21 protein-coding genes and 2 pseudogenes are annotated in these 24,553 nt (G+C 67.9%); 10 read left to right on the top strand and 13 right to left on the bottom strand.

Going from position 1 to position 24,553, the window contains the following annotated elements; translation table 11 throughout:
- Window positions 1-258: 258 nt before the first annotated feature.
- Both CFB81_RS21515 and CFB81_RS21510 read left to right on the top strand, forming a co-directional pair.
- Window positions 259-1,632: a TolC family outer membrane protein gene (locus tag CFB81_RS21515; RefSeq protein WP_089436444.1), complete on the top strand. Its 1,374-nt coding sequence runs from the start codon at window positions 259-261 to the stop codon at window positions 1,630-1,632.
- A gap of 106 nt (window positions 1,633-1,738) precedes the next feature.
- A pseudogene (locus CFB81_RS21510) lies at window positions 1,739-2,252 on the top strand (SDR family NAD(P)-dependent oxidoreductase); the annotation flags it as partial.
- Window positions 2,253-2,487: 235 nt separating this feature from the next.
- Here CFB81_RS21510 and CFB81_RS35655 read toward each other — a convergent pair.
- The 3 genes and pseudogenes from CFB81_RS35655 to codA all read right to left on the bottom strand — a co-directional run.
- A pseudogene (locus CFB81_RS35655) lies at window positions 2,488-2,583 on the bottom strand (TIGR00366 family protein); the annotation flags it as partial.
- A gap of 302 nt (window positions 2,584-2,885) precedes the next feature.
- Window positions 2,886-4,220 (bottom strand): chloride channel protein, encoded by a 1,335-nt coding sequence (locus CFB81_RS21500; RefSeq protein ID WP_089436442.1) that lies wholly within the window; start codon window positions 4,218-4,220, stop codon window positions 2,886-2,888.
- Window positions 4,221-4,383: 163 nt separating this feature from the next.
- Window positions 4,384-5,625, bottom strand: coding sequence for a cytosine deaminase (gene codA, locus CFB81_RS21495; protein ID WP_089436441.1), 1,242 nt, complete (start codon window positions 5,623-5,625; stop codon window positions 4,384-4,386).
- Window positions 5,626-5,961: 336 nt separating this feature from the next.
- Here codA and CFB81_RS21485 point away from each other — a divergent pair, with 336 nt between their 5' ends.
- Together CFB81_RS21485 and CFB81_RS21480 are read left to right on the top strand one after the other, a co-directional pair.
- Complete coding sequence (locus CFB81_RS21485; protein ID WP_089436440.1) at window positions 5,962-7,104, top strand: porin; 1,143 nt, start codon at window positions 5,962-5,964, stop codon at window positions 7,102-7,104.
- 246 nt (window positions 7,105-7,350) lie between these two features.
- Window positions 7,351-7,653: a DUF4148 domain-containing protein gene (locus tag CFB81_RS21480; protein WP_069616513.1), complete on the top strand. Its 303-nt coding sequence runs from the start codon at window positions 7,351-7,353 to the stop codon at window positions 7,651-7,653.
- A gap of 110 nt (window positions 7,654-7,763) precedes the next feature.
- On the opposite strand, the gene CFB81_RS21475 is transcribed toward CFB81_RS21480, so the two are convergent.
- Window positions 7,764-8,711, bottom strand: a complete 948-nt coding sequence (locus CFB81_RS21475; RefSeq protein WP_069616512.1) for a LysR family transcriptional regulator — start codon at window positions 8,709-8,711, stop codon at window positions 7,764-7,766.
- A gap of 199 nt (window positions 8,712-8,910) precedes the next feature.
- Between CFB81_RS21475 and CFB81_RS21470 the strand changes: the two genes are divergently transcribed.
- Both CFB81_RS21470 and CFB81_RS21465 read left to right on the top strand, forming a co-directional pair.
- Entirely contained in the window at window positions 8,911-11,094 is a 2,184-nt protein-coding gene (locus CFB81_RS21470) for an FUSC family protein (RefSeq protein WP_089436439.1), read from the top strand.
- 136 nt (window positions 11,095-11,230) lie between these two features.
- Entirely contained in the window at window positions 11,231-11,443 is a 213-nt protein-coding gene (locus CFB81_RS21465; RefSeq protein WP_069616510.1) for a hypothetical protein, read from the top strand.
- Window positions 11,444-11,581: 138 nt separating this feature from the next.
- On the opposite strand, the gene CFB81_RS21460 is transcribed toward CFB81_RS21465, so the two are convergent.
- The gene (locus CFB81_RS21460; protein WP_089436438.1) at window positions 11,582-12,691 is read right to left on the bottom strand and encodes a P1 family peptidase; all 1,110 of its coding nucleotides are present in this window, start codon (window positions 12,689-12,691) and stop codon (window positions 11,582-11,584) included.
- A 64-nt stretch (window positions 12,692-12,755) separates the two neighbouring features.
- Window positions 12,756-14,162, bottom strand: coding sequence for an APC family permease (locus CFB81_RS21455; protein WP_089436437.1), 1,407 nt, complete (start codon window positions 14,160-14,162; stop codon window positions 12,756-12,758).
- Window positions 14,163-14,294: 132 nt separating this feature from the next.
- On the opposite strand from CFB81_RS21455, the gene CFB81_RS21450 reads away from it, so the two are divergent.
- Complete coding sequence (locus tag CFB81_RS21450; protein WP_069616507.1) at window positions 14,295-15,098, top strand: helix-turn-helix transcriptional regulator; 804 nt, start codon at window positions 14,295-14,297, stop codon at window positions 15,096-15,098.
- A 97-nt stretch (window positions 15,099-15,195) separates the two neighbouring features.
- Here the strand turns inward: CFB81_RS21450 and CFB81_RS21445 are convergent, their stop codons facing one another.
- Window positions 15,196-15,573: a nuclear transport factor 2 family protein gene (locus CFB81_RS21445; RefSeq protein WP_069616598.1), complete on the bottom strand. Its 378-nt coding sequence runs from the start codon at window positions 15,571-15,573 to the stop codon at window positions 15,196-15,198.
- A 407-nt stretch (window positions 15,574-15,980) separates the two neighbouring features.
- Between CFB81_RS21445 and CFB81_RS21440 the strand changes: the two genes are divergently transcribed.
- Complete coding sequence (locus tag CFB81_RS21440) at window positions 15,981-16,355, top strand: hypothetical protein (RefSeq protein WP_069616506.1); 375 nt, start codon at window positions 15,981-15,983, stop codon at window positions 16,353-16,355.
- Window positions 16,356-16,483: 128 nt separating this feature from the next.
- Here the strand turns inward: CFB81_RS21440 and CFB81_RS21435 are convergent, their stop codons facing one another.
- On the bottom strand, window positions 16,484-18,001 hold the full coding sequence (locus tag CFB81_RS21435; RefSeq protein ID WP_089436436.1) for a CoA-acylating methylmalonate-semialdehyde dehydrogenase: 1,518 nt from the start codon (window positions 17,999-18,001) through the stop codon (window positions 16,484-16,486).
- Window positions 18,002-18,050: 49 nt separating this feature from the next.
- Window positions 18,051-19,406 carry an aspartate aminotransferase family protein gene (locus CFB81_RS21430; protein ID WP_069616504.1) on the bottom strand — a complete coding sequence of 452 codons (1,356 nt, stop codon included), beginning with the start codon at window positions 19,404-19,406 and terminating at the stop codon, window positions 18,051-18,053.
- 105 nt (window positions 19,407-19,511) lie between these two features.
- Between CFB81_RS21430 and CFB81_RS21425 the strand changes: the two genes are divergently transcribed.
- Window positions 19,512-20,462: a LysR family transcriptional regulator gene (locus tag CFB81_RS21425; RefSeq protein ID WP_089436435.1), complete on the top strand. Its 951-nt coding sequence runs from the start codon at window positions 19,512-19,514 to the stop codon at window positions 20,460-20,462.
- A gap of 24 nt (window positions 20,463-20,486) precedes the next feature.
- Here CFB81_RS21425 and CFB81_RS21420 read toward each other — a convergent pair whose 3' ends face one another.
- From CFB81_RS21420 to CFB81_RS21410, 3 genes are read right to left on the bottom strand one after another with little or no spacing between them, the layout of a single operon-like run.
- A complete protein-coding gene (locus CFB81_RS21420) occupies window positions 20,487-21,728 on the bottom strand; it encodes an MFS transporter (RefSeq protein ID WP_089436434.1) in 1,242 nt (413 codons plus the stop codon).
- Window positions 21,725-22,060, bottom strand: a complete 336-nt coding sequence (locus tag CFB81_RS21415) for a hypothetical protein (RefSeq protein WP_089436433.1) — start codon at window positions 22,058-22,060, stop codon at window positions 21,725-21,727. Before CFB81_RS21415 ends, CFB81_RS21420 begins: the two co-directional genes overlap by 4 nt.
- Window positions 22,061-22,097: 37 nt before the next feature.
- On the bottom strand, window positions 22,098-22,586 hold the full coding sequence (locus CFB81_RS21410; protein WP_373452653.1) for a MarR family winged helix-turn-helix transcriptional regulator: 489 nt from the start codon (window positions 22,584-22,586) through the stop codon (window positions 22,098-22,100).
- A gap of 149 nt (window positions 22,587-22,735) precedes the next feature.
- Between CFB81_RS21410 and CFB81_RS21405 the strand changes: the two genes are divergently transcribed.
- Window positions 22,736-23,227: a 2,4'-dihydroxyacetophenone dioxygenase family protein gene (locus tag CFB81_RS21405; protein WP_089436432.1), complete on the top strand. Its 492-nt coding sequence runs from the start codon at window positions 22,736-22,738 to the stop codon at window positions 23,225-23,227.
- 106 nt (window positions 23,228-23,333) lie between these two features.
- On the opposite strand, the gene CFB81_RS21400 is transcribed toward CFB81_RS21405, so the two are convergent.
- Window positions 23,334-24,482: an epoxide hydrolase family protein gene (locus tag CFB81_RS21400; RefSeq protein WP_089436431.1), complete on the bottom strand. Its 1,149-nt coding sequence runs from the start codon at window positions 24,480-24,482 to the stop codon at window positions 23,334-23,336.
- Between the last annotated feature and the right edge of the window lie 71 nt (window positions 24,483-24,553).

The following is a 24,553-nucleotide window of genomic DNA, read 5'->3' as shown; positions in this document are numbered from 1 at the left end:
GCGAGCGACGCATGCACGCACGATCGAATGCAGCACGTCGTCGCTCGCGGCGGCAGGTCCGACGCATCCTGCGCAGCGCACCGACGCGAATATCTTCACGGGAAATCCGTCGAATGGACTAAGCTGCTAGAAGGCGCAACGTGATTCCGGCGAGCTGCGCCGGCCGCATGATTCCGAGCATCGCGAAATATCCGATCGTGCCTGAGCCGTGCTGCTTGCTGGCAGCCGTCAGGCGACAGGCGACAGGAAACCGAGTCGATGAACCGAAACTGCCCGCTGCTAGCCGTGCTCGCACTCGCGTCGGCGCTTGCCGCCGCCTCGTCGCTCGCCGCCGAGCAAAGTCTCCAGGAAGCAGTCGAGCAAGCGATCAGAACCAACCCCGAAGTCCGCGCCACCACGTATAACCGCGAAGCGGCCGATCAGGGCCTGAAGCAGGCGCGGGCCGGCTACTGGCCGCGCGTGGACGTCGACGCGTCGATCGGCAAGGAGCAGCGCGACGATGTGGAGACCCGCCTGCTCGGCCTGAACCGGACCACGTTCACGCATCGCAATGCCAACGTGACGTTGTCGCAGATGCTGTTCGACGGCTTCGCGGTCAGGAGCGAAGTGGCGCGTCAGCAGGCGCGTATCGACTCGTCCGCCAATCGCGTCGCCTCCACGTCCGAGGACGTGGCGCTGCGCGTGGTGGGCGCCTATCTCGAGGTGCTGCGCCGCCGGGAGACGACGGCCGCCGCCGAGGACAACCTCGAATCCCATCGCCGGATCCACGACCAGATCAAGCTGCGCAGCGACCGCGGCGTCGGGCGCCGCGCCGACCTTTACCAGGCTGAAAGCCGGCTGGCGCTGGCCCAGGACAACTTGCGCACCGAGCAAAGCAGCCTGAAGGATGCCGAAGTGGCTTACGCCCGTCTCGTAGGCTCGGCCCCGGATGCGCTCGTCAAGCCGGTGGCGCCGGAAGGCGCGCTGCCGCCGACCGAACGCCTCGCGCTGGACGCGGCGCTGGCGAACCACCCGTCGCTCGCCGGCGCCGAGGCGGACGTGGCCCAGGCACGCGCCCGGTACGACGGCGCCAAGGCCGCGCTGTGGCCGCGCCTCGACCTGGAGCTCAGCGCGAGCCACGACCGCGACGGCGTGCTCGGCCCGACCAACGACCGCCGCGTGATGCTGCGTCTTCGCTACAACCTGTTCCAAGGGGGCGCCGACAAGGCGCGCATCGGCGAAGCGCACGCGCAGATCCGCGAAGCGGAAGAGGAACGCAATCGCACGCGCCTCGAGATCCAGGAAAGCGTTTCGCATGCGTACAACGCGTACCTCACCGCGCGCGACCGGATGGTCGTGCTCAAGCAGTACGTCGATTCCAGTGCGGCGACGCGCGAAGCGTACATGCTGCAGTTCGGCATCGGGCAGCGCTCGCTGCTCGATCTGCTCAATGCCGAGAACGAGTATTACAGCGCGCGCATCGATTACATCGGCGGCCAGTATGCGGAAGCCGCGAGCGCCTACCGGGTGTTCGCCGGCATGGGACAGTTGCTCGATACGCTGCACGTCGGGCGGCCGGCCGAGGCGTGGGGAGCCGGCAGCGCGCGGCCGGCGGTCGCCTTCAATCGCGGCGCACAGGACACCGGGAAATGACACTCGCCCGGGCGGCGCGGCTGACCGGACCCGGCGCGCTCATGGGGGATGAACACGGTAAGCGCTTATGCTCTGCAGAGCATAATCACGAACCTTGTTGCCCCCCATATTTGGCGCGGTCGCCACGATGAAGGCCGTCCTGCCATACATGCGCGAGCGCCGCCGCGGCCACATTCTGAATATCACGTCGATGGGCGGCTACATCACGATGCAGGGAATCGCTTATTACTGCGGAAGCAAGTTTGCGCTGGAGGGCATCTCCGAGGCGCTTGGCAAAGAGGTCAAGCCCTTCGGTATTGCCGTGACAGCCGTGACAGCCGTGGCGCCGGGCTCATTTCGCACTGACTGGGCGGGCCGCTCGATGACGCGCACGCCCCGCTCGATTGCGGATTACGACGATATCTTCAATCCCATCCCGGGCCCGCGAGGAAAAAAGCGGCAAGCAATTGGGAGATCCCGGGAAAGCGGCGCGCGCAATGCTGGCCGCCATTGCTGTGGATCACGCGCCCTCGCATCTTTTGCTCGGTAGCGACGCACTCGGGCTCGTGCAAGACAAATTGTCGGCGTTGAACGTTGAAATCGGTGCGTGGGAGGCCACCACCGTTTCGACGGACGGCTGAAGAATGCGAAGCGCGACTTTCGCACTTCGCTCGTGACCGTCTCTTCAGGGTTGCGGACACTTAGCGCTGCCGTGCTCGGGTTAGGCCTTGCGAGACACCGCACTCGACCCCGGCGTGCCCACCACCGAACGAATTTCTCTTGCTGATCAATGCGTTAAACCGTTATTGGCGAAAATTTCACGAATCCCGGCCGACCCTCGGTTTCGCCCCGTCCGCCTCTCGCCCCGCTCCGTCCAAACAGATACATCCCCGCGACGAACACGACGCCCGAGAACAGCAGCGTCGTCACGCAATATCCGATGATGTCGCGCACGCCGAGCCCCGCGATGGCGCCCCGCTCCCAAGCGCCGGTCCCATCATGCATGTGCGATACCGTGAGCCGACGAACGCCCGTCTCGCCGATTCTCTTTCGGCAACCCCTGCCGCTAGCGCGTGTTCACGCCCTAGCGCAGTAGCGCAACGTTCTCGTCGATTCGACGCTGAATGTCCGTCAGGGTGTCTTCTGTGATGATCCGCTCGTAGCGGCGCTTCGCGCATGCTCTTCCCGTACGCACCAGTCGCCCTCCAGCTACGTCACATCGTGGATGGATCGCCGCGCTCATCGATACGTATACGCGCCCTGGCGTGAGCCCGCTAGCGAGCAACCGCCTCCGGCGTGCCGACGGCTGCGATCGCTGTCGCGCGCCGCTCCGCCAGCTTCTGCGCAAGCCGATACGCCACAAGCGACCCCGCCACGGCCAGCAGCATCGGCACGAGGCTGTCGTGATTCGCACGCGTGAATTCGAGCATCAACACGACCGCCGTGATCGGCATCTGCATCGACGCGGCGAGAAACGCGGTCGCGCCGATCAACGCGCATCCGCCGAGCGATGCACCCGGCCACACCACGCTCCACAGCCCACCGAGCACGACACCGAGCAGCGCGCCGTTCGCGAGACCCGGCGTGAGCAGCCCGCCTTCCGCGCCGGCCCGCAGGCTGCCGGCCTCGATCAGCACCTTCAGTACGAGCAGCGTCGCCGCGAGGCCGATCGTCAGCGTGCCGTCGAAACCCAGCGCCGCCGGGCCCTTGCCGTTGCCGAGCAGTTGCGGAAACCCCATCGCGAGCACGCCGATCACCGCGAAGTTCAGCAGCGCGAACACCGGGAGCCGCCAGTCCTTCGGCGCGTTCGCGCGCGCGCGGCTCGTGAGCCGCACGAAACCGTACGCGGCGAAGCCGAACAGCGGCCCGCAGACGATCGACCATGCGACGAGCGGCGTGCTCAGCACGAACGCCGGCACCGTGTACTGATGCTCGTTGCCGAGGCCGACCCACGCGACGACCGCCGCGATCGCGGACGTCACGACCGCCACGATCAGCGCCCGCGGTTCGAACGTGCCGAGCAGCACCTCGAGCACGAAGATCGCGCCGCCGAGCGGCACGTTGTAGACGGCCGCGAGCCCCGCGCCGGCGCCGCACGCGACCATCAGCCGGCAGTCGTCGGGCGTGAGCCGCGCCGCGTGGGCAAACCGCCCGGCGAGCAGCGAACCGATCTCGCGCGGCGCGACTTCGCGGCCGAGCGGCGAGCCGAGCGCGACGGTGACGATCTGCAGCAGCGCGTGAACCGTCGTGCTGACGAACGGCATCCGCGGATCGGCCGCGCGCACCGCGCGACGGATGCTGACGAGCGGCCGGCCATACCGGTAAAGCGCCCACCAGCCGCCGCCGGCGACGATCCCGCAGACGGCCAGCACCGCCAACCGGCGCAGCGGCTCGGCGCCGCTCACGCCACCGAGGAAGCTCTCGGCCCCGATCACGTGCGCGATGCTGTAGCCGTATGCGACGTGCTGGATCGCATGCAGCAGCAGCGCGAGCAGCATGCCGCCGAGACCCGCGCCGATGCCGGTCAGGACCGTGACGACGGCCATGCGCGCGAACGGGCTGGCGGTCGGTGAAGAAGCAGCGGGGGCGGACGGAAGATCGAGGCGCATGGGGTCGGCGAGCGAAGAGGGAAAGGACGGTGCGCACGTTGCACGCCGTCGTCAGGACCGAATCGTAGGCCCTCGCCTCTCATGAAACAAACGTATTTTTTGAATCGACTGATGCATTCCGCGAATACTCAAGGCCGGCGGTCGGCGAGCGCCCGCCTTCCCGTCAATCCGGATACGTCACGCGCTCCGGTTCGCGCCGCATGATGACCTTCCCGTCGCGCATCGACAGCGTGGCCTTCGCCTGCCGGCGTACGGCTTCGTAGTCGCTGTCCGCGTCGAGCACGACGAGATTGGCCGGCCGCCCGACCGCGATGCCGTAGCCATCGCCGAGATGCATCGTCGTCGCGCTGTGGTCGGTCACGAAGTCGAGGCAGCGCTGCAGGTCCTGGTAACCCATCATGTGGCAGATATGGAGGCCCGCGTCGAGCACGCGCAGGATGTTGCCGTTGCCGAGCGGATACCACGGGTCCTTGATCGAATCCTGTCCGAAGCACACGTTGATCCCGGCACGGTCGAGCTCCGCGACGCGCGTGACGCCGCGCCGCTTCGGAAACGTGTCGAAGCGCCCTTGCAGATGGATGCTTTCGGTCGGGCACGAGATGAAGTTCAGCCCCGCCCGCTTCAGCAGCCGGAACAGCTTCGAGCAGTACGCGTTGTCGTACGAACCCATCGCGGTCGTGTGGCTCGCGGTGACGCGCGCGCCCATGCCGCGCACGCGCGCTTCTTCCGCGAGCACTTCGAGAAAGCGCGAATGCGGGTCGTCGGTCTCGTCGCAGTGCACGTCGACGAGGCAACCCGTGCGTTCCGCGAGATCCATCAGGAAGCGGATCGAGCTGACGCCCTGCTCCCGGGTGTTCTCGAAATGCGGAATCCCGCCGACGACGTCCGCGCCGAGCTCGATCGCCTGCTCCATCAGCACGCGGCCGCCATCGAACGATTCGATGCCCTCCTGCGGGAACGCGACGATCTGCAGGTCGATCAGCCCGCGCGCCTCGTCCTTCACTTCCAGCATCGCCTTCAGCGCGGCGAGCGTCGGATCGGTCACGTCGACGTGCGTGCGCACGTGCTGGATCCCGTGATCGCGCAGCATGCCGATCGCGGCATGCGCGCGTGCTTTCGTGTCCTCGTGCGTGATCGTCGCCTTGCGCTCGGCCCAGCGCTCGATGCCCTCGAACAGCGTGCCGCTCATGTTCCACGCGGGTTCGCCGGCCGTCAGCACCGCATCGAGGTGGATATGCGGCTCGACGAGCGGCGGAATCGCAAGACGGCCGCCGCCATCGATATGGTCGGGATTCGTCGACGCGATCGGTCCGGTTTGCGCATCGATCCGCGCGATCTTGCCGGCATCGACGCCGATCGTGAACAGGCCGTCGCGGCCGCGCAGGCGTACGTTGAACAGGTTCATGGGGGCCTCTTGTCGTATGCGTTGACACGACCGCGCGATCTGCGCCGGCGGCCGTGCGGTCCGGGTGACCAGTATGGAGTAAAAGCGGCGATGCGCGCACGTACCGCGCATGTTGCATCGACACGACAGCCGGGCCGCGCCGGACGGAAGCCGCGGGCCGGCCGTCACGCAAGAATCGCCTGCCCGGCGCGCGCGCGACACGTCGTGTCGGTTTTGTGAACGACTCTTGCAGGATCTGGAACAGTGCGCTCGCGGCCGCCCGGCCCTTGCGCGCGACGCGCATTTCTATACTTGCGCCGAACTTTGATTTCCCGTCCCACACGCAGGAGCTCCACCATGAAAAAAACCCTGATCGCCGGCGCGTGCGCCGCCGCCCTGTTCGCGCCGCTCGCCCACGCGCAAAGCTCGGTCACGCTGTACGGCCTGATCGATGCCGGCATCGCCTATACCAACAACGTGAACGGCGCGTCGCAGTGGCGCATGGCGAGCGGCACGATCAACGGCAGCCGCTTCGGCCTGCGCGGCACCGAGGATCTCGGCGGCGGCCTGAAGGCGCTGTTCGTGCTCGAGAACGGCTTCAACGCGAACAACGGCGGGCTCGGCCAGGACGGCAAGCTGTTCGGCCGGCACGCGTATGTCGGCCTCAGCCAGGCCGGCTACGGCACGCTGACGCTCGGCCGCCAGTACGACACGATGGTCGACTTCGTCGCGCCGTTGTCGGCGACGTCCGGCGATTTCGGCGATGCGGGCTTCGCGCATCCATTCGACAACGACAACCTGAACCACTCGCTGCGCATCAACAACGCGGTCAAGTACACGAGCGATACGATCGCGGGCTTCAAGGTCGGCGCGCTGTACGCGTTCTCCAACTCGGCGAACTTCAGCGCGAACCGCGCGTACAGCGTGGCCGCGAGCTACACGAACGGCCCGCTGAAGCTGGCCGGCGCCTACCTGCAGATGAACGGCACGAAGGGCTCGACGAGCGCGAGCCCCGGCGCGACGGATTCGGCCGAAGCGAAGAGCCTGAACCAGGGCGGCTGGTCGATCGGCTCGGACCGCATGCGCACGTACGGCGGCGGCGTCAGCTACGTGTTCGGCCCGGCGACCGTCGGCTTCGTCTACACGCGTTCGCAGTACGACAACACGGGCGCGTTCGGCTCCAGCGGCCAGATCGCGTTCAACAACTACGACGTGAACGTGCGCTATGCGGTGACGCCGGCCGTCAGCGTCGGCGCGGCGTATGTGTACACGGACGCCAGCGTGTCGAATCCCGACAGCAAGCACGGCAGCGATCCGAAGTGGCATCAGGCCAACCTGCAGGCCGTGTACAAGCTGTCGCGCCGCACCGACCTGTACGCGGAAGCGATGTTCCAGCATGCGTCGGGCCGCGGCTACCAGGCGTTCATCAACACGTCGGGCGGCGCATCGAGCACGGCGAATCAGGTGGTCGGCACGATCGGCATGCGCACGCGGTTCTGATCGGCATCGCGCGACGTCGTCCGCCTGCCGGGGGGCCGTGTGCACGGCCCCCGTGTGCGCGGCGCCCGTGTTCCCCCACGGGTTCGGTGGCCCGCGGGCGACGCCGCCAATGTTGTTCCTTCTGGAACGCAGCCCTCCTGGAATCGGGGTGTTTGCACGCGGACTCGCTACGTAGACTGACGTCGAAGGTCGGCGCCGCGCGTCGCGTGTCGATCCGGCCACCCACCCCCTATTCAGGAGAACCTCGTGAAATCGCTCGTCGTTACCGCCGCCGCTGCCGTCATGCTTGCCGCACCGGCCCTGTCGTTCGCCCAGCAGGCGAAGTCGCCCGTCACGCGCGCACAGGTGCTGCAGGAGCTGGTCGATCTCGAATCGGTCGGCTACAACCCGGCGCGCGGTGAAGTCGGCAACTATCCGGACGACATCCTCGCGGCGCAGGAACGACTGCAGGCGAAGCGTCTCGCCGAGCGGAAAGCGGCGCGGGCCGCCTACGGCCCGGCCGGCGAGCCGGCAACCGAATCGGGCGCGGCGGCCAAGCCCGCGCTGTGACGGCGCGCGTCGCTCGCATCCGGCACGTGTGGCGAGCGACGCCGTTTCGGCATGGGCATGAAGCAACCCGCCGCGCGCCGATGCGCGCGCGGGGTCCAGGCGGCCTGCGCTCAGGCGGCCTGCGGCTCGCGGTCGATCGCGTTCAGCATTTCGACGTCGCGCGCGATCATCGTCGGCACCTGCGCGCGCAGCATCTCGACCCAGGTCCGCACCTTCGCATCGACGAAGCGGCGTGACGGGTACAGCGCATACACGTTCATCTTCTGCAGGATATGCGCGGGCAGCACACGGACGAGCGTGCCGTCGCGCAGCGCGTCGATCGCCGAATACAGCGGCAGCATGCCGATCCCGATGCCGTCGCGGATCGCGAGCGCGAGCGATTCGGCGGTATTGGTCTGCACCGGCCCGGCGACGTGGATCTGCTCGACGCCTTCGGGCCCTTCGAGCACCCATTCGTGCGTCGGAAACGCCGGCGTACACAGCGTCAGGCACGCATGCGCGGCGAGATCCTGCGGGCGGGCCGGCGCGCCGTGCCGTTTCACGTAGTCGGGCGATGCACACAGAATGCTGAACGTCGAGCCGAGCAGGTGCGACACGAGTTCCGAATCGGGCAGCGACGACGCGGTGACGACGGCCGTGTCGCTCGTGCCGTCGAACAGGTCGGGCATGCGCTGCGACAGCGACAGCTCGATCGACACGTCCGGAAACTGCGCGTGATAGCGCGTCAGCGTGGGCAATACATAGTGATGCCCCACGCTCGCGAAGCTGTGCATGCGCAGCACGCCGGCCGGGCGCTCGTGCGCGCAGCTCGCCTCTTCTTCCGCGCGATCGACGTCGGCGAGGATCTGGCGGCAGCGCCGCAGATAGCTTTCGCCGGCCGACGTGAGCGCGAGACGGCGCGTCGAGCGATTCATCAGACGGGTGCGCAGGCGCGCCTCCAGCTCGGACACCGCGCGCGACATCGCGCCCGTCGTCGAATTCAGCGATTGCGCGGCGGCGGTGAAACTGCCCGTTTCGACGACGCGCGAAAACACCCGCATGTTTTGTAGGGTATCCATTCCTGTGAGCGACCTGTAGCGGAGCCGCCATTTTCCTCCACTGGATGCGACAGATTGTTACTCCAGCTGCAACTATCGTTTCCCCGCAGCTGCGTTAATGCGCGAGCGCCGCACTCCTACAATCGGCGCCTCACCAGTCGAACGGACCCGTTCGGACGCGCCGCGGCACCTCGCGCGGTCGGCCTTGGGCCCTCTTTCCATGAAGCCACAACCTGCGATCGCGCGACCTTCCATCGAACCGGCACGATGGAGGCGATGGCTCGATCCGCTCGGCAACGCGGCGCGCGACTGGGCCATGACCGACGGGCTGATCTGGCTGCACCTCGCGAAAACCGTGCTCGCGGCGCTGCTTGCGATGGGTATCGCGATGCGTCTCGAGATGTCGCAGCCGCGCACCGCGATGACGACCGTGTTCGTGCTGATGCAGCCGCTGTCGGGGATGGTGTTCGCGAAGAGCTTCTATCGCGTGCTCGGCACGGCGGCCGGCCTTGTCGGCGCGCTCGCGCTCGGCGGGCTGTTCGCGCAGCAGCCCGAGCTGTACATGGCCGGCATCACGCTGTGGATCGGCGGCTGCATCGCGCTCGCGGTGCGCAACCGCCACTTCCGCTGGTACGGCTTCGTGCTCGCCGGCTACACGGCCGCGCTGATCGGCCTGCCGGCCGTGATGACGCCGCAGACGCTGTTCCAGTCCGCACTCACGCGCGCCGCGGAAGTCGCCCTCGGCATCGCGTGCTCGGGCGCGGTCAGCGCGCTGATCCTGCCGTTGAGCTCCGCGAAGGCGCTGATGCGCTCGTTGAGCGCGCGCCACGCGACGTTCGCGGCGTTCACGGCCGGCGCGCTCTCGGGCGACGTCGCGCGCGGCGATTTCGAGCGGCGCTTCGCCGATTTCGTCGACGACATCGTCGGCTTCGAAGCGAACCGCGCATTCGCGTCGTTCGAGGATCCGCACATTCGCGCGCGCAGCCGCCGGCTTGCGCGGCTGAACAGCGAGTTCATGAACGCCTGCACGCGGCTGCATGCGCTGCACCAGCTCGTCAAACGGCTGCGAGCGAATCGGTCGGACGCGGTACTCGATGCGCTGGCGCCGCACGTCGACGCGCTCGCCCTGCGCTTCGCCGCGTTGCGCGACGAACGCCAGCGCGGCATCGCGCCGGCCACCGGCGCGCTGCTCGAACTGCGCCGCTTTCACACTGCGTTGCCGAAGGCCGCGCGCGCGTCGCGGCGAGCCATCGAGGACCATGCGGCCGGCGGCCTGCTCGACTTCGATACCGCGATCGAGCTGCTGTACCGGTTCATCGGCGAATATCTCGGCTACGTCGACACCTACGCGTCGCTCGACCAGGATGATCATGCGTTCGAGCGCTCGGTCACGCATTACGCGGTGAAAACCAATGCGTTCTTCGTCGGCTTCGCGTTCCTGCGCACGGTGGTCGCCGTCGGCGCGATGAGCGCGTTCTGGATCGCATCCGAATGGCCGAGCGGCTCGCTCGCGGTGATCGCCACCGCGATCGCGTGCGCGCTCAGCTCGACGTCGCCGCGCGCGCCGAAGTTCGTCGCGCAGATGGGCGTCGGCGCGGCGTTCGCGACGGCCGTGGGCTACCTGTTCCTGTGCTACGTCTATCCGAACATCGACGGCTTTCCGCTGCTGTGCGCGGCGCTCGCCCCCGTCCTCGGCCTCGGCGCGTTTCTCGCGATGCGGCCCGGCCTGTCCGGCTACGGGATCGGCTTCGCGGTGTTCTTCTGCCTGCTCGCGGGCCCCGACAACACGATCGCGTATACGCCCGAAGTGCTGATCAACAACGGGCTGGCGGTCGTCGTCGCGATGCTTGCGTGCTCGCTCGTGTTCGCCGTCGTGTTCCCGACCCACATGCCCTGGCTCACCGGCCGGATCGCGCACGACTTGCGCCGCCAGGTGACGCTGGCATGCGAAGGCGCGCCGGAGGGCCTCGCACAGCGCTTCCAGTCGAGCACGCACGACCTGATGGCGCAACTGCGTACGCTGCTGGTGCGCCGCACGCGGCAGCATCGCGATGCACTGCGCTGGATGCTGTCGACGCTCGAGATCGGCCACGCGGTCATCGACCTGCGCGACGAGCTGCACGCGTTCCGCGCGGCGAAACCGCCGCAGACGCTGCGCTGGACCGGTTCGATCGATGCGGTGCTGCTCGAACTGCCGCGCTTCTTCGACGATCCGACGCCCGCCCGCCATGCGCGCACGCTGAAATCCGTGAATCTCGCGATCCGCGCGGCGCAGCACGCGCTGCAGGCGTGGTACGCGGTGCCCGACGCGCGTCGCAACATGCAGCGGATCGTCGGCTGCCTGCACTTCATGCGCAGCGCGCTGCTCGACAAGGACGCGCCGTTCAACCGGCATCGCCATTGAAGATCGATGCGCGCGCAACGGGATCGTTGTTCCCGATGGAAATAAGCTCTACAGGCGCGGCGATTAATCTTTAAGCAGTGCGAGCCTATAGTTTCCTCACTGCCAGCGAGACTGGCACTCACCCAGGAGAAACAAAATGAAGCCGCTGCACCTCGCCCTCGTTGCCCTGTCGCTCACCGCTGCCGTCGCTCACGCGCAGCCGGCGCCGGCAGACGCCGCACCGCAACAGGCGAACCGCGCCGAGGCCGTCAAGGCCGCAGGCCGCGTCGATCGTGCGCAATCGAAGCAGGAAGACCCGAACGCATGCGTCGGCCCCGTCAGCTTCTGCAACATCTACTTCGGCAGCTGAGCATGACGCCGCGTCGTCACGGCCAGGCCCGCATCGCCCGCACCGCATGCATGACATGCGCGGTCGGACGGCGGTCCGGCCGATCGCCGCATCGCCGTCCCGCACCACGCCGCTTCGATTGAAGCGGCGCTTGCCGTTTCAGGCGCCGCGCCCCGGCCGCCAGCCCACTTCGCGTAACGCATCCAGCAAGCGCGCCCGCCCGAGCCCTTCGACCCGCGCCCCGCGCGACTCGACGTCGCCGCCCGCAACCAGCGCATTCACGATCGCTTCCTCGACCGCTTCCGCCGCCGCGACGAACAGCGCGGAAATGTGGTCGTTGTTGACCATCCGCACGTCGGCGGTCGGCGTGCCCTTGCTGCCGTAGTTCACCGCCGGCAAGCCGGCGTTGCCGGTCGCGAACGCGAGGAAGATGTCGCCGCTCGAATCCTCGGTGCCGCCGCCGACGCGGGCGAGCCCGACACTCGCGCGCTGCGCGAGACGCGTGCATTGATGCGGCAGCAACGGTGCGTCGGTCGCGATCGTGACGACGATCGACCCCATGCCGGCCTCGCCTTTCGCTTCGGCTTCGCGGAACGGCGAATGCACGTGCCGCAGCACCTCGCCGACCGGGTAGCCCGCCACGCGCAGCATCTCGCGCACGCCGTAGTTCGCCTGCACGAGCGCACCGACGGTCCAGCCGCCCGCATCGGCCGCCAGCACGCGCGACGCGGTGCCGATGCCGCCCTTGAACTCGTGGCAGATCATGCCCGTCCCGCCGCCCACGCCGCCTTCGGCGACCGGCCCCGGCTGGGCGGCGGCCAGCGCGCGCTGCACGTGCGCGGCGTTCACGTGCTGTCCCCAGATGTCGTTCAGCAGCCCGTCGTAGGTCTCCATCACGACGGGCATGCACCAGTACACGCGGCCGGCCGCCGCTTCCCGTTCGTTCGCGACCAGCGCGTCGCGTACCACGCCGACGCTGTGCGTGTTCGTATAGGCGATCGGCGTGGTCAGCAGGCCGGCTTCGCGGATCCATTCGAGCCCGGTCGCGTCGCCATTGCCGTTCAGCACGTGCACGCCCGCGAAGCACGGCGAATCGTGCGCGGCGCCCGCGCGCGGCTCGATGACGGTGACGCCGGTGCGGATCGATGCGTCGCCGTTCTCGACGTTCAGCGTGCAATGCCCGACCCGCACGCCCGGCACGTCCGTGATCGCGTTGAAGCGGCCCGGCGTGCCGAGTCCGATGCGGATGCGGAGATCCCTCGTGCGCATGATGCAATTCCTCCTGTCTTTCAATGGTTCGGTGTATCGGTGCTGCCCGGTGTCGATCCGATGCTCAGAGCGCGCGGAATGCCGCGCTGTGGCGCGCCCACACCACGTACATCACGAGCGCCGCGGCCAGCAGCCCGGCGATGATGATCAGGTCGGTCGGCTTCGTCGCCGTCGCGAGCGTCGTGTAGAGCGTGTACGCAGCGCCCGCCACCGCGACGAGCGGCGTCACGGGCCACAGCGGCATCCGGTAATGATGCTCGACGTCGCGACGCACGAACCGGCTCGCCAGCGCGGCCAGCCCGACGACGAGGTAGATCAGCAGCAACAGGTCGACCGTGAACGCGGTCAGCGCGTCGAGGCTCGACACGAACACGAGCCCGGCCGACGGTATCGCGAGCGCGATCGTCGCGAGCCACGGCGATTCGAGGCGCGGATGGATCGTCGAGAACGCGCGGTTGCAGGTGCGCGACCAGAGCGCATGCCGGCCGCTGCTGTACAGCAGGCGGCCCATCGCGATCACGATCGCGATGATCGCGTTGAACACCGACAGGAAGATCCCGCCGCTGACCACGCGCGACACGGCCGGATTGCTCAGCGAGCGCACGACATAGCCGATCGGATCGCCGCTCTTCGTCAGTTCCGTCAGCGACGGTGCGCCCAGCACGATCGCGGTGAGCGGCACCAGCTCGACGACGAGGATCACGAGCAGCGAATAGATCACCGCCTTCGCGACGTTGCGGTTGCCGCCGCGCAAGTCTTCCGCGAGATAGGCGGCCGAGCCGAAGCCGTTGTAGCAGAAGATCGCGGTGCCGATCGCGGGCACGATGGCCGCGAGCGTTGCCGGCACCAGCGCGTTGCCGCTCGCGACGACCGGTGCGATCAGGACGTCGGCGCCGCGATGCGGCGATCCGAAGCCGAGCCCCGCGATCAGCATCAGCACGCCGATTTCGACGACCAGGAACGCACCGGTGATCCACGCATTCGTCTTGATGTTCAGCATGCCGAGCAGATAGCTGAGCAGCACGATCGTCAGCGCGACCGACTGGTTGCCGAAGTGCGTGCCGAGCGCGCTGTTCAGGTACGGCGCGGCGCCGCTCGCGAGCACGGCCGGGATGAACACGCTGACGGACAGCACCGTGATGAAGGTCAGGTAGCCGGGCAGCGTGCCGAACACGCGCTTGGCCATCACGTATTCGCCGCCCGCGCTGCGATGCGCGGCGCTGAGTTCCGCATAGCAGAGCGCGAACGCCAGCGCGAGCACGCCGCCGAGCACGAACGACAGCACCGCGCCGCTGCCGGCCTGCTGGATCGCGAACGGCGCGATCACGAAGATCGAGCTGGCCGGGGTCACGCCCGATACGGTGATCATCACTGCGTCGCGCACGCCGAGCGTCTGCGACAGCGCGCGTGGCGCATCTTCCGTTGCAGAGGCCGCTTGCAGCGTGCCCGTCGATTCCGACATCATCGCCATTTCGTGCTCCTTTGTTCCTTTGCCGCCTTTTTTTGAACACCCATACTCGGGCCCGATTGATTGCGTGGCAGTCTAGGAAGCCAATTTCAGGACCGCTATTCCCCCTTCGTGTTACGCCCTTCCGGTGGTGGTATGGATCGTCTCTTTTCCGAAATCGCGATGCACCAGGCACTCGGCCGCGCGATCGATCATCTCGGCCAACCGCGCTTCTGGCGGTTCCTCGTGCTGTTGCTCAATGAAATGGCGCCGTTCGACAACGCGCTCGCGACCGCGATCGGCCGCGACGGCGTGCCGCTCGTGCTCGACGAATACGACACGGGCGGCGCCGACACCGCGTCGCCGGTGCCGCTTTACCTGAACGGGTTATATCTGCTCGATCCGTTTCTGCAGGCCGCGCACGACGGGCTCGCCGACGGCTGCTACCGGCTCGAGGAAGTCGCGCCGGACCTGTTCCGGCAGAGCGAATATTTCCTCAGCTACTTTCGCGATGCGGTCGGCGACGACGAGATCCAGATTCTCGTGCGGCCGAACGCCGATACGCTGCTGTCGCTGTCGCTCGGTGCGTCGACGCGCTTCGACGTCGAGCCGCTCGGCAAGCTGACGGCCGCGATGCCGTGGGTGCTCGCCGTTATCCGCCAGCATTGGCGGCTGGTGGGCGATGCCGCGCGCGCCACGCCCGACGCGGACCTCGGCGCGCGCGTCGAGCAGGCGCTCGCGCGCTTCGGCGCGGGTGTGCTGACCGATCGCGAGATGGCGATCGCACGCATGGTGCTGCGCGGCAATTCGTCGAAGGCGATCGCGGAGCGGCTCGCGATATCACCCGAAACGGTGAAGGTGCATCGGCGGCACCTCTACGCGAAGCTCGGGATCTCGTCGCAGCCGGAGCTGTTTTCGCGGTTCATTCAGGCGCTGGGGGAAAACGACGCAGCCGGTTGAGCGGCGCGCGCGCCGTCGACCGGCGACGCCCCGGCAGGCAGCCCTTCGCGGGCGGCTCGCGACGGCGAAACGTCAGCTTCGCGCCGTGCGATTGCGTTCACGTGCCCGATTCGATGAACCCGCCATCCGGCGCCGGGTGCGGCACGTACCAGCCGAAATACACTTCGGCCTCGACGATCCGGCCATCGCGCACGCGCAACCGTTCGGCATTGCGGAACCGCCTGCCGGCGGTCGTGACGGCTTCGTATACGACGTACACGTATTCGCCGTGCACGGCGACGTCGACGAATGCGAAACCGGCGAGCATCGCGCTGTTCGGCCAGCAGCGCGCCAGATACGCGTCGCGATCGAGCCGGTTGTCGAGCGGGCTCGTGAAATGGAAGTCCGGCGCGATCAGCGCTTCGATCGCGTCGCGGTCCTTGTCGACATACGCGCGATAGCTGGCGCGCGCTACATCGCCTGGATCCTCAAGCATCGTCGTCACCTCCCGGAAGGATCGGCGCGAGCCCGGCCCGCGCTGACGGAAATATTCCGGCGGAATCCGCGCGATGTCATCCACGCAAACCCGTATCGGGGTCGTTGTCGTCGCAACGCATGCGCGGCGTACGTTCGGGGACGGATGCGGAATACCCGGGCACGACGACGATCGTCGCGCCGTTGCGCGCGGCGTGCAGGCCGCCGATATGCCCCCCGATCTTCTCGCAGCCCCGCCAAAAACCGCCTATCGTGAATAAGGCGCTCCGTTTGCCGCCAGTCGCCCGGGCGTCGCTCACGCGGGCGGGCGGCGACGGCGCCGTGCTCCGGCACCATTCATCGCGATTCCGGCGCACGCTCGCCCGTGCACGCGATCGCGGCCGCCCACCGGATTATCAGGAGGCACTCATGAAAGCCGCGCTGCTCGTCAGCTCCGCCCTGCTCGCCATTGCGTCAGCTTCGGCCACGGCCCAGGGCTCCATCACGAAGGAAGAAAACGGCGCACTCGTCGCCGCGAACGGGATGACCGTCTACACGTTCGACAAGGACAAGCCCAACGCCGGCACCAGCGCCTGTTCGGGCCCATGCGAAACCCTCTGGCCGCCGTACAAGGCCAGCGCGACCGACGTACCGGTCGGCCCCTACACGATCGTCAAGCGCGACGACGGCAGCCCGCAATGGGCATACAAGGGCAAGCCGCTGTACTTCTACTCGAAGGACATGAAACAGGGCGAACGCAACGGCGACAACTTCAAGAACGTGTGGCACGTGGTCGCGCCTTGAGCCTGCTTTCGCCGCGTTCCGCGCGTTTTGCGGGGACGTAAAAAAGCCCGCCTCCGATCGTCGATCGGGGCGGGCCGCGGCGGCGCCTCACGTCGCGCCGGCTGCATGCAGCCGGTGCGCACGTCGACTCAGCGGTTCGACGGGAAGCTGAACACCGTCCCTTCGCGCACGCCGGCCGACGGCCAGCGCTGCGTGATCGTCTTGCGCTTCGTGTAGAACCGCACCGCATCCGGGCCGTAGGCGTGCAGATCGCCGAACAGCGAACGCTTCCAGCCGCCGAACGAGTGGTACGCGACCGGCACCGGCAACGGCACGTTGATGCCGACCATGCCGATCTGGATGTTGTCGCTGAAGTAGCGCGCCGCCTCGCCGTCGCGCGTGAACAGGCACGTGCCGTTGCCGTATTCGTGCGCGTCGATCAGCGCCATCGCGTCGTCGAGCGACTTCAGGCGGATCACGCCGAGCACCGGCCCGAAGATCTCGTGCTGATAGATCGGCATGCCGGGCTTCACGTTGTCGAACAGGCACGGGCCGAGGTAGTAGCCGCCGTCGTGACCGTCGACCTTCACGCCGCGACCGTCGACGACGAGCGTCGCGCCCGCTGCCACGCCCGCTTCGACGAAACCCGTCACCTTCTCGAAATGCTGCTGCGTGACGAGCGGGCCCATGTCGACGCCCGCGCCGTTGCCCGGGCCGACCTTCATCTTCTCGATCTCGGCCTTCAGCCCCGCGACGACCTGGTCGCCCGTTTCGTCGCCGATCGCGACGACGAGCGGAATCGCCATGCAGCGCTCGCCGCACGAGCCGTACGCGGCGCCCATCAGCGCGTTCACCGCGTTGGGGATATCGGCATCCGGCATCACGATCGCGAAGTTCTTCGCGCCGCCGAGCGCCTGCACGCGCTTGCCGTGCGCGCAGCCGGTCGCGTAGATATATTCGGCGATCGGCGTCGAGCCGACGAAGCTCACCGCCTTCACGCGCGGATCGGTCAGGATCGTGTCGACCGCTTCCTTGTCGCCGTTCACGACGTTCAGCACGCCCGGCGGCAGGCCGGCTTCGAGCGCGAGCTCGGCCATGCGCAGCGTCGACGACGGCGTGCGCTCCGACGGCTTCAGCACGAACGTGTTGCCGCATGCGACGGCCATCGGCCACATCCACAGCGGCACCATCACCGGGAAGTTGAACGGCGTGATGCCGGCGGCAACGCCGAGCGCCTGGAATTCGCTCCACGAATCGATCGCGGGACCGACGTTCTTGCTGTGCTCGCCCTTCAGCAGTTCGGGCACATAGGACGCGTATTCGACGTTCTCGATCCCGCGCTGCAGTTCGCCCATCGCATCGGCGAGCACCTTGCCGTGCTCGGCCGTGATCAGCGCGCACAATTCTTCCGCGTGCTCCTCGAGCAGCGTCTTGAAGCGGCTCATCACGCGGGCGCGCTTCAGCGGCGGCGTGTTGCGCCATGCCGGGAACGCGGCCTGCGCGGACGCGATCGCGGCTTCGACGGTCAGCTTGTCGGCGAGCGCGACGCTCTTGTGCGATTCGCCGGTGGCCGGGTCGAACACCGGCTGGACCCGGCTGCCGCCGTCGACACGCTTGCCGTCGATCAGGTGGCCGACGGTGGAGGTCACATTGCTGTCGTGTTTCATGTGTCTGGCTCTTTGGTGGATTCGGTTGTCGCTGCGGGCGAGCAGTGGCTCAGTCCACTTCGTTCAGCGCGTCGGACAGCGCGTTGACCAGGTTGTCGATCTCGCGCTTCTCGGCGATGAACGGCGGCGCGAGCTGGATCGTGTCGCCGCCGTAGCGCACGTAGAAGCCCTTCGCCCAGCAGCGCATCGCGATCTCGTACGGGCGCCGTGCCGGCTCGCCCGGCAGCGCGGCGATCGTCAGGCCGGCGGCCAGCCCGTAGTTGCGGATGTCCGCGACGTGACGCTGGCCCTTCAGCCCGTGCACGGCCGCCTCGAAATGCGGCGCGAGATCGCGCACGCGGGCCACCGCGTCTTCCTTCACCAGCAGGTCGAGCGCCGCGACGCCGGCCGCGCACGCGACCGGGTGCGCCGAATACGTGTAGCCGTGCGGGAACTCGAGCATGTACTCGGGGCCGCCCGCGGCCATGAACGTGTCGTAGATTTCCTTCGTCGCGATCACGCCGCCGAGCGGCTGCACGCCGTTCGTCACCTGCTTCGCGAAGTTCATGATGTCCGGCACCACGCCGAAGGCGTCGGCGCCCGTCATCGCGCCGGCCCGGCCGAAGCCCGTGATGACCTCGTCGAAGATCAACAGGATGTCGTGCGCGGTACAGATGTCGCGCAGGCGCTTCAGATAGCCCTTCGGCGGCACGACCACGCCCGCCGAACCGGAGAACGGTTCGACGATCACGGCCGCGATGTTCGACGCGTCGTGCAGCGCGATCAGCTCGAGCAGGCGGTCGGCCAGCTCCGCGCCGTGTTCCGGCATGCCGCGCGAGAACTTGTTCTCGGCCAGTTGCGTATGCGGCAGGAAATCGGCGTCGAGGCCCTGGCCGAACAGCTTGCGGTTCGGCCCGATCCCGCCGACCGAGATGCCGCCGAAGTTCACGCCGTGGTACCCCTTCTCCCGGCCGATCAGGCGCGTCTTCGTGCCCTTGCCCTTCGCACGCCAGTACGCGCGGGCCAGCTTCAGCGACGTGTCGGCCGCTTCCGAGCCAGAACCCGTGAAGAACACGTAGTCGAGCCCGGCCGGCGTCAGTTCCTTGATCTTGTTGGCGAGCTCGAACGATTTCGGATGGCCGAACTGGAAGGCCGGCGCGTAGTCGAGCTGCGCGACCTGACGGCTCACGGCTTCGACGATTTCCGTGCGGCCGTGACCGAGGCCCGTGCACCAGAGGCCCGACAGGCCGTCGAAGATCTTGCGGCCTTCGCCGTCGGTGTAATACGCGCCCTTGCCGGACACGATCAGGCGCGGGTCGGCCTTGAACTGGCGATTGGCCGTGAACGGCATCCAGTGCGCGTCGAGCCATGCGGCGTCGGTGCGGAGGTTCGTGTCGTCGTGCTGCGCGGTGGTGATGTCGGTCATGTCGGTCGGCGCGGCGCGCCCCTCCTTCTCGTATTGATATTGCGCATTGTCGGGACGCCAATTAGTCTTTTGAATATCGCAATATCAATGTTCACTTGCGCAACTATGCAAGCAAAGAAACCGAAGAGCCGCGCGTTGCTCGGGCAGCTCAGCGACATGGATCTCCGCCTGCTGCGGGTCTTCAAGGGCGTCGTGCAGTGCGGCGGGATGGCCGCCGCCGAACTGGAACTGAATATCGGCATCTCGACGATCAGCCGGCACGTGAAGGATCTGGAGACGCGGCTCGGCCTCGTGCTGTGCCGGCGCGGCCGCGCGGGCTTCACGCTGACGCCCGAAGGGCAGACGGTATACGAGGAAACGCTGCGACTGCTCGCGTCAATGGAGGCATTTCGCAGCAGAATCGATGGCATTCACGACAAGATGGGCGGAGAACTGCATATCGCGGTGTTCGACAAGACGGCGACCAACCCGCATGCGCGCCTGGGCGACGCGATTCGCCAGTTCGCCGACGAAGCGCCGGACGTCGCGCTGAACCTGCACGTCGCGTCGATCAACGAGGTCGAGCGCGGGGTCATCGACGGCAGCTACCACGTCGGGATCATTCCCGCGCACCGCAACTCGGGCAGCCTCGTGTATTCGGCGCTGTTCGACGAACGGATGCTGCTCTACTGCGGCCGCCAGCATCCGCTGTTCGACGCGCCGCACGGCAAGCTCACGTGGACGACGATCCGCCACCACGCGTTCGCGGGGCTCGGCTTCCATTCGCCGAACATGGAACTCAGCCATCGCGCGAAGCTCACGCGCAGCGCGACCGCGTCGGACCAGGAATCGATTGCAACGCTGATCCTGTCGGGCCGCTATCTCGGCTTCCTGCCCGATCACTACGCGGAGAGTTTCGAAAACAAGGGGCTGATGCAGCCGATCGCGCCGCACCGGTTCAATTACCGGTGCCGGTTCGTAAGCCTGCTGCGACGCTCGCCGCGGCCGTCGCGGGCGGCGCTGCTGTTCCAGTCGTGCCTCGAAGCCGCGCATGCGACGGTGTTGCCGGCCGCGTAACGGCGGCTTCGGGTTCGGCTTCGTTCAGGCCCCGTCGTCGGCCGCGCGCGGCTGCGCACGCTTGCGCGTGACGAAATGGGTCGCGACGAGCGCCGCGGCAAAGCCGGACGCCGCGCCGACGCCGAGCGCCCAGCGCGGGCCGAGGTGGTTCGCGACCCAGCCCGCCACCGGCGCGCCGATCGGCGTGCCGCCCAATGCAACCGCGAGGCGCAGCGCCATCACGCGGCCGCGCATCGCCGGCTCGGTGGAGAGCTGCATCAGGCTGTTGGTGGAGTTCATGAAGGTGATCGCGGCGATCCCGGTCAGCACCAGCGCGGCGGCGAACGACCAGTAGCCGGGCGCCAGCGCGGCGAACGCGCAGCCGAGCCCGAACAGCGTCGCGCCGATCCACAGATGGCGAAACCGCGGTTGCTCGCGGCGCGCGGCGAGCAGCGCGCCCGAGATCGTGCCGACCGCCATCATCGACGACAGGAAGCCGAACCCGCGCGCATCGACGTGAAACACGCTGGCGGCCATCGTCGAAATGAACAACTGGAAATTGAGCCCGAACGTGCCGATCAGGAACAGCATCACGAGGATCGCCGTCAGGTCCGGGCGGCGCCATACGTAGCGGAATCCGTCGAGCAGGCTGCCGCGCGAGTGGCCTGCCCGTACGTTCGTGCGCAATTCGTCTTCCCGAAGCCGCGACAGCGACGCCAGCACCGCGAAGAAGCTGAGCCCGTTCGCGAGAAACGCCCAGCCGGTACCGACCGATGCGATCAGGAAGCCGGCCGCCGCCGGGCCGACCATCCGCGCGGCGTTGAACGACGTCGAATTGAGCGCGACCGCGTTCGCGAGCTCGCGGTCGCCGACGAGTTCCGCGACGAAGGTCTGCCGCACCGGCGCGTCGAACGCCGACGCGCAGCCGAACAGGAACGCGAACACATACACGTGCTCGAGCCGCACGGCGCCGGTGACCGTCAGCACGCCGAGCACGAGCGCCAGCGCACCCATCAGCGCCTGCGTGGCCATCAGCAGCTTGCGCTGGTCGAAGCGGTCGGCCGCATAGCCGGTCCACGGCAACAGCAGCAACTGCGGACCGAACTGCAGCGCCATCACCGTGCCGACCGCCGATGCGTCGTGATGCGTGAGCTGCGTGAGGACGAGCCAGTCCTGCGCGGTGCGCTGGATCCATGTGCCGATGTTCGACACCAGCGAGCCGATCGCCCACACGCGATAGTTGAAGCTGCGAAGCGAGCGAAATACGCCCGCGGCCGGCACGCTCATCGCCGCACCCGGCCGGGCGCGTTGCCGCCGTGCAGTTCGCCGAAATGCCGCGCGAGGAACAGGCCGAGCACGAGGATGCCGAGCCCGAACGCCGCCGCGTCGGCGGTGATCTTCAGGTCGAAATCGCCGACCCGGCGCACGAGCGCATAAGCAATGACGAGGTTCACGACGCCCCACACCACGTTCACGGTGGACGACGACAGCCCGCGCCCGGGCGGATGCGCGAACGGCGTCTGGAACGGCTCGCCGCGCAGCCCGCTGACGAGATGCGGCACGGCGTTCGCGAGACACGCGCCGCCGAAGAAGTACGACACGAGATGCAGGTAGCTCATGAGCGGGCCATCCTTTCGGCGAGCGGGTCGATACGGTTTACGGACGCGCCGGGTCCCGGAATTCGGCGAGCCGCTGCAGCAGCTTCACGGCCGTCGCGAGCTCCGCCTGTTCCGCCGCCGACAATTGCGCGTGCAGCGCACGGAACAGCCAGTCGTCCTTGGCCGCGCGGTTCGCTTGCAACACCTTGCGGAAACCGGGCGTGAGCGCGATCAGCGTCTGCCGGCCATCGGTCGGATCGGGCGCGCCGGCGACCGCGCCGAGTGCCTCCAGCGTCGCGACCGTCACGCGCATCGACTGCGGGCGCACGCTTTCGGCCCGTGCAAGCGCCGATACGGTCGCCGGGCCGTCGCGATCGAGCCGCAGCAGCACCGATTTCTGCGACGACGTGAGGTCGTTCGGATGGGTCTGCTCCCGCATCCGCCGCATCAGCTTGCCGACCGAGATGCGAAGTTCGCCGGCGAGACCGGCCAGTGGGAGCGTGTCGGCGGGAGGCGATGGCGAGTTCATGAATTCAAGATAGCACATCGACAGTCAAACTGTGCAGTTTGACTGTATATTTCGTCGCGCAAGAATCGGCCTGCCGCGCACGCTTTCGGCGCGACGCCGCGCCCCGTTCGGCCGCGCGATTCGCCTCTGCGATAATGCGGGCTTCCCGTTTCCGCCCGACTTCCGCCATGACGCAGCCGTCCGCCCCGCCCTCCACCGACCTGCCGCCGATCTCGTGCCTGCCCGGGGACGCGCTGCCGTGGCTGCCGATGAGCGCCGACCTGCCGGGGCTCGCGATCAAGTACCTGCACATCAACGCGGCCGAGGACACGCTGACCGCGCTGCTCAAGATGCCGGCAGGCGGCACGCTGCCGCGCCACCGTCACGACGGCGAGGTGTTCGTCCATACGCTGCAGGGTGCGTGGCGCTACCGCGAATACGACTGGGTCGCGCACGCCGGTTCGACGGTGCTCGAACCGGCCGGCTCCGTGCATACGCCGGAAACGCTCGGCGCGCCGGGCGAGGACGTGATCACGCTGAACGTGATGCGTGGCGACCTCGTGCTGCTCGACGACGACGGCCGCGAAACGGCGCGCGAGAACTGCCGCGTCGCGCTGCTGCGCCAGCGCAAGCATGCGCGTACGGCGCCGGAGGCGGCCACGGCGTTCGTGACGCGGTAAGACTCGAGACGGGCGGCGGCGTGGCGCGATCCGCGCGATGCGGCCGCGCCCGGTCGCCGGGATGGCCACCGGCGTACTTCGCACGCGTCGCTGGCCGCCCCGCTCGTTATCGAAAACGCCTGAAAAACCGCCGAATGTCGTCGGCGAGCAGATCCGGCTCTTCCATCGCCGCGAAATGGCCGCCGCTCGGCATGTCGGTCCACTGCGCCACGTCGAATACGCGTTCGAGCCAACTGCGCGGCGGACGGCTGATCTCCTTCGGAAAGCGCGCGAACGCGACAGGCACCGCCATGCGTTGTCCGGCCGCGAAGCGCATCGGCTGCAGCCGGTTTTCCCAATACATCTGCATCGACGAGCCAATGCAGCCGGTGAACCAGTAGAGCGAGATGCCGGTCAGCAGCGTGTCGTGTGAAAACCGCCGCGCGACGTCGCCGTCGCAATCGCTCCACGCACGGAATTTCTCGGCGATCCACGCCGCCAGCCCGAGCGGCGAATCGTTGAGCGCGACGGCCAGCGTCCGAGGCTTCGTCATGTGGACATACGCGTACCCGCCTTCCAGCGCCGCCCAATCGCCACGCTGCTTCAGGAATGCCTGCTCGTCGTTGGTCAGCGGCCGCGCGGCGTCGATCGGCGGTTCGTAGCTGCCGGGCAGATAGTTCAGATGGATGCCGTCGACCACGCCCTCGTGCCGCGCGCCGAGCGCGACCGACACGCCCGCGCCCAGGTCGCCGCCCTGCGCACCGAAGCGTCGATAGCCGAGGCCGGCCATCAATTCCGCCCAGCAGTCGGCGACCTGCAGCGCCGACGTGCCGGGTGCCGCCGGTGCCGGAGAAAACAGGAAGCCGGGCAGCGACGGCGCGACGATGTCGAATGCGTCGTCCGGATCGCCGCCGAACGCGGCCGGATCGCACAGGCGATCGATCAGCGCATGGAATTCGAACGCGGAACCGGGCCAGCCGTGCGTGACGACGAGTGGATAGGGTTTCGGCCCCGTGCCTCGCCGATGCACGAAATGCACGCGCCGGCCGCCGACGTCCGCGACGAACTGCGGCAGCCGGTTCAGCGCGCGTTCCGCCGCACGCCAGTCGAACCCGTCGGCCCAGTACGCGGCCAGCTCACGCAGCCACGTGCCGTCGACGCCCTGCTGCCACGGCTCGGCGGGCGTCAGGTTCGGCGGGCGGGTGTCGCGCAGGCGTCGACGCAGGTCGTCAAGTGCTTGGTCGGGTATCGCAACGTCGAACGGTTCGGCATGCATCGTGTTTCCTCGCGAAACATATCGACGAGATTCTGCGCGATTTTCCCGACCCGCGCAGGCGTGCGGCCGCG

Source organism: Burkholderia sp. AU28863 (genome assembly GCF_002223195.1).
Taxonomy (GTDB): Bacteria; Pseudomonadota; Gammaproteobacteria; order Burkholderiales; family Burkholderiaceae; genus Burkholderia; species Burkholderia sola.
Note: the sequence above shows the minus strand (reverse complement) of the source record. Positions and strands in the feature narration are given on the sequence as shown.

What these genes read in the sequence shown, in the direction of transcription:
- CFB81_RS21430 (WP_069616504.1), bottom strand. Translation starts at nt 19,406, where the DNA reads ATGACCGACATCACCACCGCGCAGCACGACGACACGAACCTCCGCACC.
- CFB81_RS21400 (WP_089436431.1), bottom strand. Translation starts at nt 24,482, where the DNA reads ATGCATGCCGAACCGTTCGACGTTGCGATACCCGACCAAGCACTTGAC.
- CFB81_RS21425 (WP_089436435.1), top strand. Translation starts at nt 19,512, where the DNA reads ATGCAAGCAAAGAAACCGAAGAGCCGCGCGTTGCTCGGGCAGCTCAGC.
- CFB81_RS21515 (WP_089436444.1), top strand. Translation starts at nt 259, where the DNA reads ATGAACCGAAACTGCCCGCTGCTAGCCGTGCTCGCACTCGCGTCGGCG.
- CFB81_RS21470 (WP_089436439.1), top strand. Translation starts at nt 8,911, where the DNA reads ATGAAGCCACAACCTGCGATCGCGCGACCTTCCATCGAACCGGCACGA.
- CFB81_RS21445 (WP_069616598.1), bottom strand. Translation starts at nt 15,573, where the DNA reads ATGCTTGAGGATCCAGGCGATGTAGCGCGCGCCAGCTATCGCGCGTAT.
- CFB81_RS21405 (WP_089436432.1), top strand. Translation starts at nt 22,736, where the DNA reads ATGACGCAGCCGTCCGCCCCGCCCTCCACCGACCTGCCGCCGATCTCG.
- CFB81_RS21465 (WP_069616510.1), top strand. Translation starts at nt 11,231, where the DNA reads ATGAAGCCGCTGCACCTCGCCCTCGTTGCCCTGTCGCTCACCGCTGCC.
- CFB81_RS21485 (WP_089436440.1), top strand. Translation starts at nt 5,962, where the DNA reads ATGAAAAAAACCCTGATCGCCGGCGCGTGCGCCGCCGCCCTGTTCGCG.
- CFB81_RS21410 (WP_373452653.1), bottom strand. Translation starts at nt 22,586, where the DNA reads ATGTGCTATCTTGAATTCATGAACTCGCCATCGCCTCCCGCCGACACG.
- CFB81_RS21440 (WP_069616506.1), top strand. Translation starts at nt 15,981, where the DNA reads ATGAAAGCCGCGCTGCTCGTCAGCTCCGCCCTGCTCGCCATTGCGTCA.
- CFB81_RS21450 (WP_069616507.1), top strand. Translation starts at nt 14,295, where the DNA reads ATGGATCGTCTCTTTTCCGAAATCGCGATGCACCAGGCACTCGGCCGC.
- codA (WP_089436441.1), bottom strand. Translation starts at nt 5,625, where the DNA reads ATGAACCTGTTCAACGTACGCCTGCGCGGCCGCGACGGCCTGTTCACG.
- CFB81_RS21420 (WP_089436434.1), bottom strand. Translation starts at nt 21,728, where the DNA reads ATGAGCGTGCCGGCCGCGGGCGTATTTCGCTCGCTTCGCAGCTTCAAC.
- CFB81_RS21460 (WP_089436438.1), bottom strand. Translation starts at nt 12,691, where the DNA reads ATGCGCACGAGGGATCTCCGCATCCGCATCGGACTCGGCACGCCGGGC.
- CFB81_RS21500 (WP_089436442.1), bottom strand. Translation starts at nt 4,220, where the DNA reads ATGCGCCTCGATCTTCCGTCCGCCCCCGCTGCTTCTTCACCGACCGCC.
- CFB81_RS21455 (WP_089436437.1), bottom strand. Translation starts at nt 14,162, where the DNA reads ATGGCGATGATGTCGGAATCGACGGGCACGCTGCAAGCGGCCTCTGCA.
- CFB81_RS21435 (WP_089436436.1), bottom strand. Translation starts at nt 18,001, where the DNA reads ATGAAACACGACAGCAATGTGACCTCCACCGTCGGCCACCTGATCGAC.
- CFB81_RS21415 (WP_089436433.1), bottom strand. Translation starts at nt 22,060, where the DNA reads ATGAGCTACCTGCATCTCGTGTCGTACTTCTTCGGCGGCGCGTGTCTC.
- CFB81_RS21475 (WP_069616512.1), bottom strand. Translation starts at nt 8,711, where the DNA reads ATGGATACCCTACAAAACATGCGGGTGTTTTCGCGCGTCGTCGAAACG.